Raw genomic sequence first — 20,282 nt, 5'->3', positions numbered from 1 at the left:
CGCCCACCCCGAGGCCCTGCGGACGTGGACCGACGGTGATCCCGCCTGGGGTCGGGTGCGTACCGCGGGAACTGCACATCCCCTCCTCCGCCTGCTGCTGCCGCTGGCACCGGTCCGCCTGGTGCTCGCAGCCGCCTGACCCGTACCGAGCGGTGCCCCGACCAGGGGAGGCTGGTCGGGGCACCGCTCGGGCGGGAGGGGTCACGGTGTCACGGTCTGGGTGTCCACCGGTGAGGTGGAGGTGTTGAAGTTGCCGCTTCCGTTGTAGACGGCGGTCAGGGAGTGGGTGCCGATGCCGAGGGTGGAGGTGGTGAACGACGCCACCCCACCACTAAGAGTCCCGGTGCCCAGCAGGGTGGCTCCGTCGAAGAAACTCACCGTCCCCGTCGGGGTACCCGATCCGGGCGGCACCGCCGTGACGGTCGCCGTCAGCGTCTTCGCCTGGCCGAACACGGACGGATCCGGCGCCGAGGTGAGGGCGGTGCTGGTGTTGGCTTTGTTGATGGTTTGGTTGCTGGTGGTGGAGGTGGAGGCCGTGAAGTTGGTGTCGCCGTTGTAGGTGGCCCGGATGGATCGTGTTCCGACCGGCAGGTTGGAGACGGTCAGGGTGGCGACGCCGCCGGAGAGGGTGACGGGTGCCTGGGGGACGCCACCGACGAAGAACGTCACGGTTCCGGTGGGGGTGCCGGCTCCGGGTGCCACGGGGGTGACGCTGGCAGTGAGGGTCACCGGTTGTCCGAAGACGGACGGGTTGGGGGCTGAACTCGCGGTGGTCGTGGTGCTTGCCTTGGTCACCGTCTGGGTGTCCACCGGCGAGGTCGAGCCCGTGAAGTTGCCGCTTCCGTTGTAGACCGCGGTCAGCGAGTGACTGCCGGTTGCCAGGGTGGAGACGGAGAGCGTGGCCACCCCACCGCTGAGGGTCCCGGTGCCCAGCAGGGTGGCCCCGTCGAAGAAGCTGACGGTCCCGGTGGGGGTCCCGGCCCCAGGCGCCACAGCGGAGACCGTCGCCGTCAGCGTCTTCGCCTGGCCGAAGACGGACGGATCCGGCGTCGAAGTCAACGCCGTCGTGGTGTTTGCCTTGGTCACCGTCTGGGTGTCCACCGGCGACGTCGAGCCCGTGAAGTTGCTGTCCCCGCTGTAGACCGCGGTCAGCGAGTGCGACCCCGCCCCCAGAGTGGAGGTGGTGAATGTGGCGACCCCACCGCTGAGGGTGCTGGTGCCCAGCAGGGTGGCCCCGTCGAAGAAACTCACCGTCCCCGTCGGGGTACCCGATCCGGGCGGCACCGCCGTGACGGTCGCCGTCAGCGTCTTCGCCTGGCCGAACACCGACGGATCCGGCGCCGAAGTCAACGCCGTCGTCGTGAGGTTCTTGGTCACGGTCTGGGTGTCCACCGGTGAGGTGGAGGTGTTGAAGTTGCCGCTTCCGTTGTAGACGGCGGTCAGGGAGTGGGTGCCGATGCCGAGGGTGGAGGTGGTGAACGACGCCACCCCACCACTAAGAGTCCCGGTGCCCAGCAGGGTGGCTCCGTCGAAGAAACTCACCGTCCCCGTCGGGGTACCCGATCCGGGCGGCACCGCCGTGACGGTCGCCGTCAGCGTCTTCGCCTGGCCGAACACGGACGGATCCGGCGCCGAGGTGAGGGCGGTGCTGGTGTTGGCTTTGTTGATGGTTTGGTTGCTGGTGGTGGAGGTGGAGGCCGTGAAGTTGGTGTCGCCGTTGTAGGTGGCCCGGATGGATCGTGTTCCGACCGGCAGGTTGGAGACGGTCAGGGTGGCGACGCCGCCGGAGAGGGTGACGGGTGCCTGGGGGACGCCACCGACGAAGAACGTCACGGTTCCGGTGGGGGTGCCGGCTCCGGGTGCCACGGGGGTGACGCTGGCAGTGAGGGTCACCGGTTGTCCGAAGACGGACGGGTTGGGGGCTGAACTCGCGGTGGTCGTGGTGCTTGCCTTGGTCACCGTCTGGGTGTCCACCGGCGAGGTCGAGCCCGTGAAGTTGCCGCTTCCGTTGTAGACCGCGGTCAGCGAGTGACTGCCGGTTGCCAGGGTGGAGACGGAGAGCGTGGCCACCCCACCGCTGAGGGTCCCGGTGCCCAGCAGGGTGGCCCCGTCGAAGAAGCTGACGGTCCCGGTGGGGGTCCCGGCCCCAGGCGCCACAGCGGAGACCGTCGCCGTCAGCGTCTTCGCCTGGCCGAAGACGGACGGATCCGGCGTCGAAGTCAACGCCGTCGTGGTGTTTGCCTTGGTCACCGTCTGGGTGTCCACCGGCGACGTCGAGCCCGTGAAGTTGCTGTCCCCGCTGTAGACCGCGGTCAGCGAGTGCGACCCCGCCCCCAGAGTGGAGGTGGTGAATGTGGCGACCCCACCGCTGAGGGTGCTGGTGCCCAGCAGGGTGGCCCCGTCGAAGAAACTCACCGCCCCCGTCGGGGTACCCGATCCGGGCGGCACCGCCGTGACGGTCGCCGTCAGCGTCTTCGCCTGGCCGAACACCGACGGATCCGGCGCCGAAGTCAACGCCGTCGTCGTGAGGTTCTTGGTCACGGTCTGGGTGTCCACCGGTGAGGTGGAGGTGTTGAAGTTGCCGCTTCCGTTGTAGACGGCGGTCAGGGAGTGGGTGCCGATGCCGAGGGTGGAGGTGGTGAACGACGCCACCCCACCACTAAGAGTCCCCGTACCCAGGAGAGTGGCCCCGTCGAAGAAACTCACCGTCCCCGTCGGGGTACCCGATCCGGGCGGCACCGCCGTGACGGTCGCCGTCAGCGTCTTCGCCTGGCCGAACACCGACGGATCCGGCGCCGAAGTCAACGCCGTGGTCGTGGCGGCCTGGCCCACCGTCTGGGTGTCCACCGGCGACGTCGAGCCCGTGAAGTTGCTGTCCCCGCTGTAGACCGCGGTCAACGCGTGGGTGCCGATGCCGAGGGTGGAGGTGGTGAACGACGCCACCCCACCGCTAAGGGTCCCGGTGCCCAGCAGGGTGGCTCCGTCGAAGAAACTCACCGTCCCCGTCGGGGTACCCGATCCGGGCGGCACCGCCGTGACGGTCGCCGTCAGCGTCTTCGCCTGGCCGAACACCGACGGATCCGGCGCCGAAGTCAACGCCGTCGTGGTGGCGGCCTGATTGACCGTCTGGGTGTCCACCGGCGACGTCGAGCCCGTGAAGTTGCTGTCCCCGCTGTAGACCGCGGTCAACGCGTGGGAGCCGATGCCGAGGGCGGAGGTGGTGAACGACGCCACCCCACCACTAAGAGTCCCCGTACCCAGCAGGGTGGCTCCGTCGAAGAAACTCACCGTCCCCGTCGGCGTACCCGATCCGGGACTGACAGCCGAGACCGTCGCCGTCAGCGTCTTCGCCTCACCGAACACCGACGGATCCGGCGCCGAAGTCAACGCCGTCGTCGTCGCTGCCTGGCCCACCGTCTGGGTGTCCACCGGCGACGTCGAGCCTGTGAAGTTGGTGTCCCCGCTGTAGACCGCGGTCAGGGGGTGGGTGCCGATGCCGAGGGCGGAGGTGGTGAATGTGGCCACCCCACCGCTAAGGGTCCCGGTACCGAGGAGAGTGGCTCCGTCGAAGAAGCTGACGGTCCCGGTCGGCGTACCCGATCCGGGACTGACAACCGAGACCGTCGCCGTCAGCGTCTTCGCCTGGCCGAACACGGACGGATCCGGCGCCGAAGACAACGCCGTCGTCGTGGCAGCCTGGCCCACCGTCTGCGTGTCCACCGGCGACGTCGAACCAGCGAAGTCGGTGTCCCCGCCGTAGACCGCGGTCAACGCATGCGACCCGACCGACAGGGAAGACGTGGTGAACGACGCCACCCCACCACTAAGGGTCCCGGTGCCGAGGAGGGTGGCTCCGTCGAAGAAGCTGACCGTCCCGGTGGGGGTACCGACCCCAGGCGCCACGACCGTGACGGTGGCCGTCAGCGTCTTGGCCTGGCCGAACACGGACGGATCCGGCGCCGAAGACAACGCCGTCGTCGTCGCAGCCTGGCCCACCGTCTGCGTGTCCACCGGCGACGTCGAACCAGCGAAGTTGCTGTCCCCGCTGTAGACCGCGGTCAGAGGGTGGGAGCCGACGGCGAGGGTGGAAGTGGTGAACGACGCCACCCCACCACTAAGGGTCCCGGTGCCCAGTAGGGTGGCCCCGTCGAAGAAACTCACCGTCCCCGTCGGCGTACCCGATCCGGGACTGACAGCCGAGACGGTGGCCGTCAGCGTCTTGGCCTCACCGAACACGGACGGATCCGGCGCCGAAGTCAACGCCGTCGTCGTGGCAGCCTGGCCCACCGTCTGCGTATCCACCGGCGAAATCGAACCAGCGAAGTCGGTGTCCCCGCTATAGACCGCGGTCAGGGGGTGGGTGCCGATGCCGAGGGCGGAGGTGGTGAACGTGGCCACCCCACCGCTAAGGGTCCCGGTACCGAGGAGAGTGGCTCCGTCGAAGAAGCTGACCGTCCCGGTGGGGGTACCGGCCCCAGGCGCCACGACCGTGACGGTGGCCGTCAGCGTCTTGGCCTCACCGAACACGGACGGATCCGGCGCCGAAGTCAACGCCGTCGTCGTGGCAGCCTGGCCCACCGTCTGCGTATCCACCGGCGACGTTGAGCCCGTGAAGTTGGTGTCCCCGCTGTAGACCGCGGTCAACGTATGCGACCCGACCGACAGGGAAGACGTGGTGAACGACGCCACCCCACCACTAAGAGTCCCCGTACCCAGGAGAGTGGCCCCGTCGAAAAAACTCACCGTCCCCGTCGGCGTACCCGATCCGGGCGCCAGGACGGTGACAGTAGCCGTCAGCGTCTTCGCCTCACCGAACACCGACGGATCCGGCGCCGAAGACAACGCCGTCGTCGTCGCAGCCTGGCCCACCGTCTGTGTATCCACCGGCGACGTCGAACCAGCGAAGTCGGTGTCCCCGCCGTAGACCGCGGTCAACGCATGCGACCCGACCGACAGCGAAGACGTGGTGAACGACGCCACCCCACCACTAAGGGTCCCGGTACCGAGGAGGGTGGCTCCGTCGAAGAAACTCACCGTCCCGGTGGGGGTTCCGACCCCAGGCGCCACGACCGTGACGGTAGCCGTCAGGGTCTTCGCCTCACCGAACACCGACGGATCCGGCGCCGAAGACAACGCCGTCGTCGTCGCTGCCTGGCCCACCGTCTGGGTGTCCACCGGCGACGTCGAACCGGCGAAGTTCGTGTCCCCGCCGTAGACCGCGGTCAACGCGTGGGAGCCGACGGCGAGGGCGGAGGTGGTGAACGTCGCCACCCCACCGCTAAGGGTCCCGGTACCGAGGAGGGTGGCTCCGTCGAAGAAACTCACCGTCCCGGTGGGGGTTCCGACCCCAGGCGCCACGACCGTGACGGTAGCCGTCAGGGTCTTCGCCTCACCGAACACCGACGGATCCGGCGCCGAAGACAACGCCGTCGTCGTCGCTGCCTGGCCCACCGTCTGGGTGTCCACCGGCGACGTCGAGCCGACAAAGTCGGTGTCCCCGCCGTAGACCGCGGTCAACGCATGCGACCCGACCGACAGCGAAGACGTGGTGAACGACGCCACCCCACCACTAAGGGTCCCGGTGCCGAGGAGAGTGGCCCCGTCGAAGAAACTCACCGTCCCCGTCGGCGTACCCGATCCGGGACTGACAGCCGAGACCGTGGCCGTCAGCGTCTTGGCCTCACCGAACACCGACGGATCCGGCGCCGAAGACAACGCCGTCGTCGTCGCTGCCTGGCCCACCGTCTGCGTATCCACCGGCGACGTCGAGCCGACAAAGTCGGTGTCCCCGCTGTAGACCGCGGTCAACGCATGCGACCCGACCGACAGCGAAGACGTGGTGAACGACGCCACCCCACCACTAAGAGTCCCCGTACCCAGGAGAGTGGCCCCGTCGAAGAAGCTGACGGTCCCGGTGGGGGTCCCGGCCCCAGGCGCCACAGCGGAGACGGTGGCCGTCAGCGTCTTCGCCTCACCGAACACCGACGGATCCGGCGCCGAAGACAACACCGTCGTCGTCGCAGCCTGGCCCACCGTCTGCGTATCCACCGGCGACGTCGAGCCGACAAAGTCGGTGTCCCCGCCGTAGACCGCGGTCAACGCATGCGACCCGACCGACAGCGAAGACGTGGTGAACGACGCCACCCCACCACTAAGAGTCCCCGTACCCAGGAGAGTGGCCCCATCGAAGAAACTCACCGTCCCCGTCGGGGTACCGGCCCCAGGCGCCACGACCGTGACGGTAGCCGTCAGGGTCTTCGCCTCACCGAACACCGACGGATCCGGCGCCGAAGACAACACCGTCGTCGTCGCAGCCTGGCCCACCGTCTGTGTATCCACCGGCGACGTCGAACCAGCGAAGTTCGTGTCCCCGCCGTAGACCGCGGTCAACGCGTGGGAGCCGACGGCGAGGGCGGAGGTGGTGAACGTCGCCACCCCACCGCTAAGGGTCCCGGTGCCGAGGAGAGTGGCCCCGTCGAAGAAACTCACCGTCCCCGTCGGCGTACCCGACGAGGAAGTCACGGTGGCTGTCAGGGTCTTCGCCTCGCCGAAAACCGACGGGTCCGGCGCCGAGGTCAGCACCGTCGTGGTGGGGAAAGGGACGGCGGCGGTGACGGTCACGCTGTTGTCGGCGTTGTCGGCGACGTAGATCGTCGAACCGTCCGGTGTGATCGCCACCCCGAACGGTCCTGGCCCCACAGGGATGGTGAAGGTCACGGTGTTGGTGCCGGTGTCGATGACGCTGACCGTGTCGTCACCGTTGTTGGCCACGTACGCGTGGGTGCCCGCGACGGCTACTCCGAGAGGCGCGGTTCCGACAGCGACGGTGGCGGTCACGGTGTTGGTGCCGGTATCGATGACGCTGACCGTGTCGTCACCGTTGTTGGCCACGTACGCGTGGGTGCCCGCGACGGCTACTCCGAGAGGCGCGGTTCCGACAGTGACGGTGGCGGTCACGGTGTTGGTGCCGGTGTCGATGACGCTGACCGTGCCGTCACTGTTATTGGTCACGTACGCGCTGGTGCCCCCGATCGCCACCCCGAAAGGCGCGGTGCCGACGGGAATGGTGGCGGTGACCGTGTTGGTGCCGGTGTCGATGACGCTGACCGTGCCATCGCTCGCGTTCGTCACGTACGCGCTGGTGCCCCCGATCGCCACCCCGAGGGGAGTGGTGCCGACGGGAATGGTGGCGGTGACCGTGTTGGTGACGGTGTCGATGACGCTGACCGTGCCATCGCTCGCGTTCGTCACGTACGCCCGAAGACCGTCCGGAGTGATCGCCACCCAGAAGGGCGTTGTCCCGACGGGCACGGTGGCGGTGACGGTCAGGCTGGTGGTGTCGATGACGCTGACGTCGTTGCTGCCCTCGTTGGCTACGTAGGCATGCAGCCCGTCTGGGGTGATTGCCACCCCTGTCGGCGTAGTGCCCACCGTCACGGTCGGGTCCGATGAGACCACTGCGAGGGGGCGATGTGAGCCGCCCCATGGGAGTCCCACCAACTGCCGCCAGCTGGGCTGAAATGCCTTGGCCATGATTCGCCCTTCCAGATCACCGGTCTGCCTGATCTGGATGGGCTGCCTTGAGGCTGGTTGCACAGACGTGCAGCCGCGTCCCGCAGACAAAGGGATTGCCGGCGTCCGTAAGCCCATCCATGTATCGGTCGACCTCGTGGCAGATCGACCGGAACAGTCCCCGAGAGGGATGGGCGGCCTCCGGATTCCGCTAGCACAAGTAACCCACTAGGACCGAGATGGAATAACCGATAGAACGAAACACCACTCTAACGGTTGATATATATCATCTTTGAGTGCGCGAATGGATCACCATGCCGACGGCCGGCGCGTGGGCCATTCGGGTGGGGCTTACTTCTATGGGCTTTTCATAACCGGATGGCAGTGGGTTACTTGTGCCGATGAAGAGCCCGGTGGGTTGCCCATCCCCTTCGGGACTGTGGGCGTCGGTCTGGCGACAGCCCGACGTCAAGCGGATGGGAAATACCTGAAGCCTGTGCATCTGCCCTTGCCCAAGGCACGCTGGCCGCACAGCAGGCAGTTCTCGTGACAGCCCCATCCAGATCAGACCGGACATCTATCTTGAGGGGCCATCATGACGGAAGTATTTCAGTCGAGTTGGCGGCAACTGATCGGACTGACGCAGGACAGGTCTCGTCTCGGCCTCGTCGCGATGTCATCGGACCCGACCGTGACGGTGGGCAGCTTCCCCACAGGAGTGGCGATCACTCCGAATGGGCTGCGGGCTTACGTAGCCAACGAGGGCAGCAACAACGTCAGCGTCATCGCCACCACCAGCCTGACCGTCACCGCCACCGTTCCCGTCGGGGCAACGCCTTTCGGGGTGGCGATCACTCCGGACGGGCTGCACGCCTACGTGACCAACAGCGGCGGCAACAGCGTCAGCGTCATCGCCACGGCGACCAACACCGTGACCGCCACCATCCCCGTAGGAAGCACTCCCCTCGGGGTGGCGATCACTCCGGACGGGCTGCACGCCTACGTGACCAACAGCGGCGGCAACAGCGTCAGCATCATCGCCACGGCGACCAACACCGTGACCGCCACCGTTCCCGTCGGGGCAACGCCTTTCGGGGTGGCGATCACTCCGGACGGGCTGCACGCCTACGTGACCAACAGCGGCGGCAACAGCGTCAGCATCATCGCCACGGCGACCAACACCGTGACCGCCATCACCCTCGTAGGGGCGATTCCCCTCGGAGTGGCGATCGCGGGAACCCGCGCGTACGTGGCCAACAACGGCGACAACAACGTCAGCGTCATCAATACCGTCACCAGCACCCTGATCACCACCGTCTCCGTGGGGATCGCCCCGCTCGGGGTGGCCGTCTCCCCGGACGGAGCGCACGCCTACGTCGCGAACAACAGCAACAACACGGTCAGCGTCATCGCCACGGCGACCAACACCGTGACGGGCACGGTTCCGACCGGTCCCGGACCATTCGAGCTGGCGGTCACCCCCGACAACTCGACCCTTTACATCACCGACAACGCTGACAACAGCGTGACCGTGACCTCGGCGGGACCCGCCTCCACCACGACGGGGCTGGTCTCCGTCCCAGACCCGTCGGTGTTCGGCCAGACGAAGATCCTTACCGCTACGGTGACAGCGCTGTCCGGTACCCCGGCCGGGACGGTCAGCTTCTTCGACGGCGCCACTCCCCTGGGCACCAGCGCCCTGAACGGAAGCGGCGTGGCGACACTGCCGATCTCCACCCTCGGCGTTGGCTCGCACGCACTGACCGCGACGTACAACGGAGGCGCTGGTTTCAACCCGTCGACATCGCCGGTGGACACCCAGGCGGTCAACAAGGCGAGCACCGTCACCGTCCTCATCGCCGCGCCCAATCCCTCCACCCCTGGCCAGACGGTGGTGCTGACCGCGACGGTGGCCGCCATCCCTCCAGGGGCAGGCACGCGGACCGGTACCGTCAGCTTCTTCGACGGCGCCACTCCCCTGGGCACCAGCGCCGTCAGCGCGGGCGGAGTCGCGACCTTCACGACCGCGACTCTCAGCGCCGGTTCGCACACCCTCACGGCCGTCTACAGCGGAGACGGCAATTTCACCGGATCCTCCGGCACCTACGTCACCCAGGTCATCGTCGGGACTGTCCCGACCTCGCTGACCGCCACGCCCGCGGTCGTCAATCTCCGCCCGCCCCGGCCCCACGAGGGAATCCTGACCGCGACCCTGACCAACGCGGTCACCAAACACCCCATTCCGGGGCAGCCCATCACGTTCAGCACCGGCAACGTCCAACTGGGCACCTCAACCACCAACGCCCGGGGAACCGCCACCTGGAACGCAACCCTGCAGTTGCCGCTGATCATCCTCAACCGCGGATACACCGCCACCTACCCGGGCAGCTCCGTCTACCGGCCCGCCACCGCCCACGCCGGAATCATCTCCGACTGACAGCACATCCCCCGCACTGCGGCCATCATCGCGGCGTACCGCCTCACAAGAGCCGACCGCAGGAGAGCCATCCGCCGCCGCTCCGCCCCACCGGGCGGGGTGGCGGCTGCGGGTATGCCCTCGTGGCCCCGCACAAACAACGGAAGCCGGGCGCCGTCGTCCTCAGAAGCCTGGTCCTCCCGCCGCCTCGGCCGGGCGTTCAGTTGCACACCTACCCGGTTCACCGTGATGGCGCCGAACGGCGTACCGGGTATACCCATGTGCCGACGCATGACCCGTGAATACCCCGACGAGCTCCGCGAGCGCGCGACCCGTGAGGTCCGCGCCACCGGTCGGCCCCTCACCCACGTCGCGAAGGACCTGGGCATCCACAAGGAGGCCCTGCGCGGCTGGGTCCGCCAGGCCGAGGCCGACCGCGGCGAGCGCGATTGGGTCGACTCGCGCCTGTAGCAGGGGAACCGCAGGGTCACTCACGGCGATAAGGCCGTGATAACGCTGGCCTGCCCTGGCAGAATGCCCATCGACTGCCCTGACGTGGCCCTCCTCGTCAACCTGACGCATCAGAGATTCACGTGATCGGGTGGCGTTTTCCTGCTCTCCCGGGCAGTGTTTCAGCCATTGGTTACGGCAACCCCTTGTGAGTGCGGGGCGCATGGGCCTCCTGTTCTCCGATCGCCGCTGTCCGCGAAAATGAAGGATCGCGCTCATGGGCATATGCGCATGAAACCCGCTGTGCGGGATTGGCCAGAGCGCGGGATCTGCCACTTCCGACAATCTCGGGTATGCGCTGTCCTTTTCGCGCAAGCAGCTGACGTTCCGGGTCTGCACACAACAGGCCCCGTCGGCAGCACAACCATGCAGCATCGAACAAAGGGGAAGGCCGTGACCTCACCCGCCCCCACCCAAATCGCCCTGATCAACGGCAGCTTTGAGCAGCCCGCCGTCTCCGGCAACGCGCTTCTGCCCGACGCCTCGCAGCTCCAGAACCCGCAGCACGTCCCGGGCTGGCTGACCACCGCCACCGACCACCTCATCGAGATCTGGCACGACGGCTTCAACGGCGTCCCGTCCGCCGACGGCGCCCAGTTCGCCGAGCTCAACGCCTACCAGGTCTCCACTCTCTACCAGGAACTGCCCACCACTCCCGGTACGAAGCTGTACTGGCGGCTGTACCACCGCGGGCGCCTGGGGCAGGACACCATGGCGCTGGACATCGGCGCGCCGGGCACGGTGGTCCAGCAGCGCCAGTTCACCGACGGCAACACCGCCTGGGGCTTCTACACCGGCACCTACACCGTCCCGCCCGGGCAGGCCACCACCCGCTTCGCCTTCCGCTCCGTCTCCGCCGCCGGCGGCGACCCCACGGTCGGGAACTTCCTCGACGGGATCTTCTTCGGCACCGCCCCGTCCGTGACCCTCACCAAGTACGCCATCCCGGACGGGCCGCTTGAGGTGGGTGATGTGATCACCTACCGCATCGTCGCCAAGAACCGGGGCGGCGGCAACGCCGAGGCGCTGCGCCTGACCGATGCCATCCCGGCCGGCACGACGTACCTGCCCAGGTCGCTGCGGATCGTCAACGGCCCCAACACCGGAGCGAAGACCGACCAGTCGGGCGACGACCAGGCGTACTTCGACCCGGCGGGCAACCAGGTGGTGTTCCACCTGGGCAACGGCGCCACCAGCACCCAGGGCGGCAGCCTGCCCAACACCGACACCCTGCCGGACGGCACCACGGTCGAGTACCGGGTCACCATCGACGAGGCCAGCGCCGGCGGCCAGGTCGCCAACACCGCCACCGCCACCTACGAAAACCGCCTCGGGCCCACCCCGGAGACGCTGACCGCCACCTCCAACGAGGCCGACACCCGGGTGCTCCCGGCCGCCGACCTGAGCGTAACCAAGTCGGCCGACACCACGACGGTGACCGTGGGGCAGACGGTGACCTACCGCGTCACCGTCCGCAACGCCGGCCCGAACACGGCCACCGGCGTCGCCGTCACCGACCCCCTCCCCGCCGGCCTCACCTTCGTTTCCGCCACGCCCTCGGCCGGCAGTTACAACCCGGTCACCGGCCAGTGGAGCGTCGGAACCCTGGCCGTCGGCGCCAGCGCCACCCTCACCCTCCGGGCCAAAGCCACCACCACCGGCCCCGTCACCAACACCGCTACCACCCACGCCAACGAAATCGACCTCCGCCCAGGCAACAACACCGACACCGTCACTGTCTGCGTCAAACCCGCCCCCATCTGCCGGCCCTGCCCCCCGCCCTCGGGCAGCGGCGGACCCTGCGAGCCCTGCCCGCCGCCCGCCATCGGCCCCGCGTAGGCGGGCCCCTCCAGGTCCGCGCCGTCGCCGTCGGCGGCACCTACGAGGACGACAACCTCGCTGTCAAGGAGGCCGCGCAGTGCATGCGCATCCGCGGCCCCCTCGCCCAGACCCTGTACTCACTGCCCGACGGAGCCCACTTCCAGATGACCTCCACCCCGCCCCCCACCGACCCCGACCTGCTCTCCCACCACGAACTCAAGGTTCGCGCTGATTACTCCACCCTGTTGATCATGGATGCCGATGCCTGCCTGGACGAACCCGAACGCGCCTGGTTCGATGCACTGGTTGCGAATTGGATCAACACTGCTCCCGGTGTCGTCAGTATCGGAGCTGCACGCCCCTTCAGCGTTCCCGTCACCGTGGACGTGCGCCGCACACCGCCGACCGACGACACCGAACTTCACCAGGCCGACCACGTAACCCAGGCCACCCTCGCGCTCCCCTCCGGGCGCCTACTGATCTCCATGCATGACGTCGACGACGCCCTGCCCCGCATCCCCCTCACCCCCGGCACCTACACCGTGCGCATCTACTCCCACGGCCTGGGCACCCTCTCCGAGGACGGCCTCGACGGCGACGACCGATACCACGTAGTCCTCTGGCCCACCGACGAAGACCACCCCGCCCAAGTCCTCAAGCGCTACCCCGAACCCCTCCCCGGCGGCTGATATCTGTGAAGCGCGGCGAGCGCCAGCGGGGCGATGGCGTCCACCGGGCGAACCCTTCCGCGGAGGCGCTCATCAACGTGGGAGGACAGGTCGGCGTCCCCGTCGAACAGACCCCACTCCCAGGAGGGCAGTTGGTCACCGACGGGGGTGGTGGGCACGATGAGGGTGCCCAGGGCCCATTCGATGGCGAGGGCTTCGGCGGTGCGGCCCAGGATGGCGGCGAGGTCGCGGAGCAGGGCGGCGCGGCTGCCGGTGACGGCGACGCGGGCGACGATCTCCAGTCGCCGGTCGGCGGTTCGTCGGCGGGCTGGTCGCTCAGGGTGCTCTCCTCAGCTCGGCAGTCCCAGTGTCCCGCTTCTCGGGGCCGGCCGGGCGGGTCAGAGCGCGGGCTTCTAGCGGTTCTGCGCCTCGCGGACCGGCGCCAGGCAGGTCTCGCACAGGGGATTCTCTGGGGCGGCAGGCGTGGCGCGAGGCGGGTTGCGCAGCTCAGCGCCGGTTCCGTCGGCCCCGGAGTCGCTGCTGTTGAGGTTGCCGACCTTCCTGCGGTACCGGCCCTGAGCGGCCTGCTCGGATCCTACGTCGAGCGCCGCGGCGATCTGCTTGAAGGTGAGCAGCGGCTTGCCGGTGCGGGTGCTGGTGGAGCGGGCGGCCAGCAGCATTGCGGCCTCCAGGCCGTCTTCCGCCGTATTCCGGTTGGCCTCCCGGGGCGGTACTAATCGGCAGCCGGCTTGTCAGTAGTTCTCAGAGGGTGTTCGATACTGATTCAGGCTGCCGCGGGCGGTTTCGGGCGGAGGTATTGCCCGACTTTGTTCGGGCTGGCGGTCAGCCGGTTACTCATGGAGTTGACTATGGCCCAGTGGATCATCGACCGGGACCGGGGCGGCAGTGCCTCGTAGTCGCGGTGCAGACGCCGGTACCAGCTCATGATCCCGAAAGTCTGCTCCACGCACCATCGAACCTTCTGGACCATGAAGCGTTTGTGCTCCGCATCCCGTGAGACGACCTCCACGTCGATACCAAGGCTCGCGGCGTGGGCGATCATTTTTGTCTTGTAGCCGGCGTCCACCCACGCTTTCGTCACGGTGGGCAACTTCGTGGAGAGTTCGTCGACCACGATTTTGCCACCGTTGGTGTCCTGCACACCCGCGGCCGTGATGATCAGGACCAGCAGCAGCCCCAGGGTGTCGGTGGCGATGTGCCGCTTGCGGCCCTTGACCTTCTTGCACCGCCCCAGCCCCGGGTGGCCTCCGGTGCGTTCGGTGAGGCCTTGACACTCTGAGCGTCGATGATTGCGGCCGTGGGCAGAATCCGGCGGCCCTTCTTTTTCCGTAACTGCTCACGGAGCGTGTCGTGAATCTCCTCGGCCGTTCCGTCCGCCTCCCATGCCCGGAAATAGCCGTAGACCGTCGTGTGCGGGGGCAGATCGTGCGGCAGATACCGCCAGGCGATGCCGGTTCGGGCCACATAAAGGATCGCGTTGACGACCTCATACAGGTCGGTGGTCGGCGCCCGGCCCTCGGCGCGGGCTGCTCGCCACTGCACCAACAACGGCTCGATCAGCCCCCACTGGTCGTCCTTCAAGTTCGATGGATACACACGGCGTTCAGTCACCACATAGTCAGTACAGCCCCGCCGCGGCATCCGCTACGAGATCACCAAGACACGTCCATCCTGCTACAGCAAGGATCGGACGGATAGGGGGATACCTACATCAAGCACCCTCTTAGCATGCAGAGCCCGCGCGTTGCGCGGCGCCGGGCGCTCAACCAGCGCACCCCGGCGGAAGACCGCCCCCGAGTTCGCCATCCCGCCGACCAGCGCCTCACCTTCAGCTGTCATGGCGATCACGCTATCGCCGGATCGCCCCCCTTGCGGGCCGGTCTCTGTTCATGACCTACACCACCGTGACGCATCCGCCGCTTGCCGACCGCCCCGTCTTCACGACGCTCTCGAGTCGGACTCGGCGTACGGCACGAGCGGCAGCGGCGCTCGCTACGGCGGCGTCGAACAAGGCGCGGCGGTGAGGCAGCGCCGATAGGGCGGCGGGATCAGTGCCGGCAACGTGGTGCGCGGCAGGGGGTTCTCTGGGGCTGTCCGTGTCGTGCGAGCTTTCGTAGACGTGTTCGCGCAGCTCAGCGCTGGTAGGAGTGACGGTATCGGATGCAACAGGTGTGGTGCCATCGCTCGTTAGGGGGTGGCCTCGGAGTGCCTACCTCAGGCACGGAGATAGGTGGTGCTGTCTCTGGAGGCTGTCGAGGATGGGTGAGAGATGTATCCGTTCGGGTCCTGCCGCTGCCGTCGCCGGATCGCTTATGTCGGCCCGCACATCCCCGGCTGGCGGGGCGTCCCGGCGGGAGGCATGAACCTGCAGGCGTTTCGATCCCCCGGGGGTGGGACAGCACTTCAAGCCGAAACGCTGTCGGCCGAGCCGTTCCGGTCTCCGAGCCTGCAAGGCGATAGCCGTTAAAACATTAATTTACAGGCTTATTCAGTATTAAGACAAGCATTCGCTCGCTCTGTCAGCTCATCTTTTCACCCAGGATGGCCGGGTCAGTAACGGCTCAGGGAAGGGTGTTTTGGCATGGCGGATTGGGTGAAGGTCGCAGGGGCTCTCACGGCCATCTCGGCGGGGTCCAGGACGACGGTGTGGGGTGTGAACGCAGCCAGCGCGATCTACCGGTACACCAACTACGACGCCAGCCCGTGGATCAACATCCCGGGAGGACTCAGCGACATCGGGGCGGCCTCCGACGGTACGACATGGGGTGTCAACGGCGGCAATCAGATCTACCGGTACACCGGGGACACCGACGGCGCCAACCCCTGGAAGGGCATCTCCGGAAGCCTGGTCCGCATCGACGCGGGCTCGCGGACGAACGTGTGGGGCGTGGACTCCGCAGGCGGCATCTTCCGGTACACGAACCACGACGCCAACCCGTGGCTCAAGATCCCCGGGGCCCTGAGCGACATCGGCGCGGGCGCCGACGGCACCGTGTGGGGGGTCAACGGCGGCAACCGGGTCTTCCGGTACACCGGGGACCAGGACAGCGCGAACCCGTGGAAGAGCGTCAACGGCAGCCTCAAGCGCATCGCGGTCGGCTCCCGGACGAACGTCTGGGGCGTCGACCCCGCTGGCAGCATCTACCGGTACACCAACAACGACGCCAGCGGCGGCAACCCGTGGATCAAGATCCCCGGCACGGCCATCGACATCGCCGCTGGCGCTGATGGCACCGTGTGGCACATCAACAGCGGCGCCGAGATCTACCGGTACATCGGCGACCAGCCGAGCTGATTGCTGCCCCGGCCCGGCACCTCACCCTGACAACGGTCCGGGCCCCGGCGGGAGACGCCAAGAGGGCCTCTACTCCTCGTCGTCCTCGTCGGGCCCGAGCCAACCCCGTGTGCCCCTGGCCAGCAGGCCCGGGGCACACCCGCGTTCCGGGCCCCACGCCCGGAAAGGGCCCGACCCCGCCCGCCCGGCGGGCACTCCCTGGGGGCCGCCCTGGGCCGTGGCGGGTTCGCGCGCGTTCGGCACATGGGAACGAGCACACACGTGCACACGAGGACGCCGCCCGGCCCGGATCGGCGGCTGATCACGTTCTCGCGGACAGAGTCACAAGGTCCTATCCGCGCTGCGGCTGTGTCGGCTCCGATCGGCAGGCGCCGGCCGAGCCTGTACGCCTTGTGGTTGTCGTAGATGAGGACGTCGGAGCCGTCCGGGTCCTGGGCCAGGCAGTTGAGGGCGAGGGTGTTGATTTCGTCAGGGCGCCGCCCGGTGTCGATGAGCAGTTCGGTGGCGACGCGGACCTCGATGCTGCTCATGGCCTCCAGCTCGTCGAGGTGGGCGCACAGCTCACGCATCACCTCATCGGGGAGGTCGCGGCCGGCCTCGGTGTCCTCGGGCTCGTCGGGCATGTCATCCGGTCCGATCGCGAACTCGGCCGGCACCCCAGCCAGCACCTGTCCCGGCGCGGTGAGCCCTAGTACTGCAACGACACTCCGTGATGTTGTCTGCGTCTGTAGTGACTGGTGCGGGCGCGGGCCTGGCTTCTTCTTCGCCATAGGGACCAGGCGATTACGTGCTGGATCCCATAATGGATGGGAGAGGAGACGCGGTTGAAGAGCCGTCGGGCTTCGTTCATGGTCACGGGTATGAGGGATTGGCCGATGGCGGTGTCCGGATCCCCTTTTTTGCCTCTGCCCGCAGGATGGCGAGGAAGGCAAGGGCGGCCATGGAGAGGGTTATGTGGCGGTACCACGCGGTGTAGCCGCGGACCTGGTAGTGGTCAAGTCCCGTCTCGTTCTTCGAGGTCTGGAAACATTCCTCGACCATCCACCGCGATCCCGCGATCCGCACCAGGTCCTCCAGGGAGGTCCCGGCGGGGCAGAAGCAGATGTAGTAGGCGATGTCCGTGGAATCGGTGAGGCTGCGTCGTGCCAGCAGCCAGTGATCCCAGCCCTGGCGCCTCCAGGGCCGGATCGCCGCCGCGGCCCAGTCGTAGATCCTCGGCCCATGAGCACCGTCGCCGCAGCTCAGAGGCTTCCACGCATCGTCGGGAAGCTGGCTGACCAGCTCGTGGGCGCGCGCCTGGCCAAAGAATTCCATGGTGATGACCATCTGCGATTTCGGGACCGCGAGGACATGAGGGATGTCGTGTTCTTCCAGCCACAGCCGGATTCGCCCCGTCTGGCCGTAGAGTTCGTCGGCGGTCACCCAGCCGAACGGGATCCCGGAGTCCAGGGCGCGTTTCAGCATGCGCAGGCCCAGGTCCGGTTTGGTGGCGAACTCGACATCGTTCCCGACGCCAGCTGCCCGGCAGCGCTCACGGTCCGAAGTCCAGTCCTTCGGGAGATACAGCTCGCGGTCGATCAAGGCACGGCCCTGGTCAGAGCCGTAGGCCAGGAAGACCGCGACCTGGGAATTCTCGATCCGGCCGGCCGTCCCGGAATACTGCCGGGCCACGCCCGCCGACCGGACGCCCTTCTTCAGGAATCCCGTCTCGTCGAGAATGAGAACTCCCCGCTCGGGATCTCCGATATGTTCCACGACCGCGTCGCGGACATCGTCACGCAGCGCGTCGACGTCCCACAGGTAGTGGTTCAGCAGACGTTGCATCCCCTGGGGGCCATCGTCACCAGTGGCCTCGGCCAGGGTCCAGCCGTTCTTCCGTTCCGTCTCGCTGAGCAGTCCCCGCAGGTAGGACACCATCCGACGCCGGGACTCCACCCGCCCGAATCGGCCTGCGAACCGCGCCACGAAGTCTTCGAACGCGCCTGACCAACCGTCAGTTATCTCTTCCCGCACACGGCGATCAACGAGATCACGCGCACCACGTCACGGAGTGTCGTTGCAGTACTAGGTGCGGGCGTACTTTCCTGCGCGCTGCGGGGGGGCCAGTGGGGAGGTGGATACGCTGCCCGGCGTCCATCGGTGTGGACGCCGGGCGGTGCCCGCGGTGGTGGGTGTTCGTCGTCGGCGGTCAGCAGTCTGGCGGCGAGGTGACGCGTGCGGGCGTCATTCCGTATCAGACGACGCTTCCGTGCTGGCGGTGGGTTCGACGGTCCAGGTCAGTTCGCCTGTCGCCGGGTCTGTGTGCTCCACGAGGGTGAGGCCGTCGTGGTCGGCGCCGGCGCGTTGGATGAGCCAGCGTTCGAGGTGGTCGCGGTGGACGTCGCCGTACGTGGTGCGGGGCAGGAACTTGCGGAGGTTCACCTCGTCGATCAGCTCAGAGGCGGTGGCCGGCCCGAGGCCCCCACGCTTCCAGATGCCGATGAAGTTGGCCCACAGCCGCTGGGGCCATACATCGGGCTGCTCTTCGTCTGCGTTCTGGTCGAGGGGGTGCGGGGCCTTCTGACAGCCCTGGTTGTTGTGGCTGTCCACCCACCGCCATTTCTCCAGCGGGCCTTCCAGGAGGCGGTGTTCGAGGTACGTGCCGCAGTACCGGCACGGCCTGGCACGCAGGCCGTCGATGTTGCATCGGGGGCACCGCTTCTCTGCGGCGTGAGTCCAGTTTTCCAGCTCGACTTCACGGCTGCGGGGGTCCGAGCACTCCTGGCACCAGGGGATGCCGGGCTCGTGGCTGCCGGGGTAGATCGGCAGCGGGGTGTTGCTGGTGACCGCGCGGGCGGTGTACGCGGCGGTGGCGAGGGCGGCGAAGGCGGTGGCCGCGTCGTACTCGCCGACGGTGACGTGCTGGTGCGCACGTGCGAGGAGGGCGTCGGCATCGTCGGCGGCGGGCGGGGTGGAGGTGGTGTCGTCGGTGGTGCTCTGGGCGGGGAGCATCAGTCTCCTGGTCGTGGTCGGCGGGTCTTGTCGATGCGGGCGCGGGCGAGTGCGGCACGGCGGATCGGGTCTTGGTCTGCGGTGTGACGGGCTGCGCGGGCCGCGAGGATCACGCTGTCGTCGGTGCCGGGTTCGGGCTGGAGTGGGGGCTCGGTGAGGCGTGGTTTCGTGGGGTCTGCCAGGCGTTGGCGGACGTGGTGCAGGGCCTGGTCCATGGCGTCGGATGTCAGGCGTTGGGACTTCGTGGTGCGGCGTCCGTTGCCGGTGCGGTAGGGGCTGGAGCGGACGGTCTCGCGCATGGAGGCCAGGGCGGCGGTGCGGGTCTGTTCGCTGGAGGGTGTTCCGTTGTCGGCGACGAAGCGGTGTTCGGGCTGTCGGCAGCGGGAGCAGACCTGGTCGGTGTTGATGATGGTGCCGTCCTCGCACTCGTTGACGGGGCACGGGGCGGGGAGGACGAGTTGGAGGGCGATCTGGTCGGGGCTCCAGCGCAGCCGGTGGTCTTCGTCGACTTGGTTGAGGGCGTGGGTCCAGCGCCCGTACCAGCGGCGGTCGATGCGGTCGGCGAGTTGCTGGGGGGTGCGGCGGGCGAGTTCGGTCTTGACGGACTGGTAGACGGCGGCGGGGACTTGGCCGTGCATGGCGTCCATCAGGCTGCGCGGGGTGCGGCGCAGGACGAAGGTGACCGGGTCGCGGCCCGGCCGGGCCAGGGGGACGGAGCAGGCGGCACACTCAGGAGTGTGGGCGGCGCCTTCTTCTGGGGTGAGGGGGTGGTTGCAGCGTTGACATCGGCCGCGGCAGGGTCCGCACAGGCCGTCGGGCAGGCCGTCGACGTGGGGGGCGGGGCGGCGTCCGCATTCGCGGCAGCACTTCGCGCACAGGTCGCAGAGGCGTTCCGGGCCGACGCGGGTGTTCCACGGGCGGGTCTGGCACCGGCAGCACAGGGCGCTGTCGCAGTGGTCCTCGTGCCGGACGTGACGCCCTGTTTGGGGGTCTGGCTGGTGGGAATGCATCGTGCTTTGCCCGTCGGACGTCTTCCTATGCCGTAGAT

At 68.0% G+C, this 20,282-nt stretch carries 11 protein-coding genes and 2 pseudogenes; 6 read left to right on the top strand and 7 right to left on the bottom strand.

What is annotated here, in order from left to right; translation table 11 throughout:
• Positions 1–201 precede the first annotated feature (201 nt).
• On the bottom strand, positions 202–7,410 hold the full coding sequence (locus OG422_RS31640; protein ID WP_331757320.1) for an Ig-like domain repeat protein: 7,209 nt from the start codon (positions 7,408–7,410) through the stop codon (positions 202–204).
• A gap of 697 nt (positions 7,411–8,107) precedes the next feature.
• Between OG422_RS31640 and OG422_RS31635 the strand changes: the two genes are divergently transcribed.
• The 4 genes from OG422_RS31635 to OG422_RS31620 all read left to right on the top strand — a co-directional run bounded on the left by OG422_RS31635 (position 8,108) and on the right by OG422_RS31620 (position 12,948).
• On the top strand, positions 8,108–9,949 hold the full coding sequence (locus OG422_RS31635; RefSeq protein WP_331757318.1) for an Ig-like domain repeat protein: 1,842 nt from the start codon (positions 8,108–8,110) through the stop codon (positions 9,947–9,949).
• Positions 9,950–10,219: 270 nt separating this feature from the next.
• On the top strand, positions 10,220–10,399 hold the full coding sequence (locus OG422_RS31630) for a transposase (protein WP_331757316.1): 180 nt from the start codon (positions 10,220–10,222) through the stop codon (positions 10,397–10,399).
• Positions 10,400–10,831: 432 nt separating this feature from the next.
• Positions 10,832–12,277 carry a hypothetical protein gene (locus tag OG422_RS31625; RefSeq protein WP_405748197.1) on the top strand — a complete coding sequence of 482 codons (1,446 nt, stop codon included), beginning with the start codon at positions 10,832–10,834 and terminating at the stop codon, positions 12,275–12,277.
• 83 nt (positions 12,278–12,360) lie between these two features.
• Positions 12,361–12,948 (top strand): hypothetical protein, encoded by a 588-nt coding sequence (locus tag OG422_RS31620; RefSeq protein WP_331757312.1) that lies wholly within the window; start codon positions 12,361–12,363, stop codon positions 12,946–12,948.
• A 392-nt stretch (positions 12,949–13,340) separates the two neighbouring features.
• Here OG422_RS31620 and OG422_RS31615 read toward each other — a convergent pair whose 3' ends face one another.
• The 3 genes and pseudogenes from OG422_RS31615 to OG422_RS31605 all read right to left on the bottom strand — a co-directional run.
• A complete protein-coding gene (locus OG422_RS31615; protein ID WP_331757310.1) occupies positions 13,341–13,607 on the bottom strand; it encodes a hypothetical protein in 267 nt (88 codons plus the stop codon).
• Positions 13,608–13,711: 104 nt separating this feature from the next.
• A pseudogene (locus OG422_RS31610) lies at positions 13,712–14,559 on the bottom strand (IS5 family transposase).
• 114 nt (positions 14,560–14,673) lie between these two features.
• Positions 14,674–14,787 (bottom strand): annotated as a pseudogene (locus tag OG422_RS31605) (aminoglycoside phosphotransferase family protein); the annotation flags it as partial.
• Between the two features lie 742 nt (positions 14,788–15,529).
• Between OG422_RS31605 and OG422_RS31600 the strand changes: the two are divergent.
• Together OG422_RS31600 and OG422_RS31595 are read left to right on the top strand one after the other, a co-directional pair.
• Positions 15,530–16,243, top strand: a complete 714-nt coding sequence (locus OG422_RS31600) for a tectonin domain-containing protein (RefSeq protein ID WP_331757308.1) — start codon at positions 15,530–15,532, stop codon at positions 16,241–16,243.
• Between the two features lie 392 nt (positions 16,244–16,635).
• Positions 16,636–16,935, top strand: a complete 300-nt coding sequence (locus OG422_RS31595) for a hypothetical protein (RefSeq protein WP_331757306.1) — start codon at positions 16,636–16,638, stop codon at positions 16,933–16,935.
• A gap of 160 nt (positions 16,936–17,095) precedes the next feature.
• Here the strand turns inward: OG422_RS31595 and OG422_RS31590 are convergent, their stop codons facing one another.
• The 3 genes from OG422_RS31590 to OG422_RS31580 form a co-directional block, all read right to left on the bottom strand.
• The gene (locus tag OG422_RS31590) at positions 17,096–18,256 is read right to left on the bottom strand and encodes an IS701 family transposase (RefSeq protein ID WP_405748194.1); all 1,161 of its coding nucleotides are present in this window, start codon (positions 18,254–18,256) and stop codon (positions 17,096–17,098) included.
• Between the two features lie 210 nt (positions 18,257–18,466).
• Positions 18,467–19,234, bottom strand: coding sequence for a hypothetical protein (locus OG422_RS31585; RefSeq protein WP_331757304.1), 768 nt, complete (start codon positions 19,232–19,234; stop codon positions 18,467–18,469).
• Complete coding sequence (locus tag OG422_RS31580) at positions 19,234–20,244, bottom strand: hypothetical protein (protein ID WP_405748192.1); 1,011 nt, start codon at positions 20,242–20,244, stop codon at positions 19,234–19,236. The genes OG422_RS31585 and OG422_RS31580 overlap by 1 nt, the downstream gene beginning before the upstream one ends.
• Positions 20,245–20,282: the final 38 nt, after the last annotated feature.

Source organism: Streptomyces sp. NBC_01525, from assembly GCF_045040405.1.
Taxonomy (GTDB): domain Bacteria; phylum Actinomycetota; class Actinomycetes; order Streptomycetales; family Streptomycetaceae; genus Streptomyces; species Streptomyces benahoarensis.
Note: the sequence above shows the minus strand (reverse complement) of the source record. Positions and strands in the feature narration are given on the sequence as shown.

What these genes read in the sequence shown, in the direction of transcription:
- OG422_RS31635 (WP_331757318.1), top strand. Translation starts at nt 8,108, where the DNA reads ATGACGGAAGTATTTCAGTCGAGTTGGCGGCAACTGATCGGACTGACG.
- OG422_RS31615 (WP_331757310.1), bottom strand. Translation starts at nt 13,607, where the DNA reads ATGCTGCTGGCCGCCCGCTCCACCAGCACCCGCACCGGCAAGCCGCTG.
- OG422_RS31580 (WP_405748192.1), bottom strand. Translation starts at nt 20,244, where the DNA reads ATGCATTCCCACCAGCCAGACCCCCAAACAGGGCGTCACGTCCGGCAC.
- OG422_RS31600 (WP_331757308.1), top strand. Translation starts at nt 15,530, where the DNA reads ATGGCGGATTGGGTGAAGGTCGCAGGGGCTCTCACGGCCATCTCGGCG.
- OG422_RS31630 (WP_331757316.1), top strand. Translation starts at nt 10,220, where the DNA reads ATGACCCGTGAATACCCCGACGAGCTCCGCGAGCGCGCGACCCGTGAG.
- OG422_RS31585 (WP_331757304.1), bottom strand. Translation starts at nt 19,234, where the DNA reads ATGCTCCCCGCCCAGAGCACCACCGACGACACCACCTCCACCCCGCCC.
- OG422_RS31620 (WP_331757312.1), top strand. Translation starts at nt 12,361, where the DNA reads ATGCGCATCCGCGGCCCCCTCGCCCAGACCCTGTACTCACTGCCCGAC.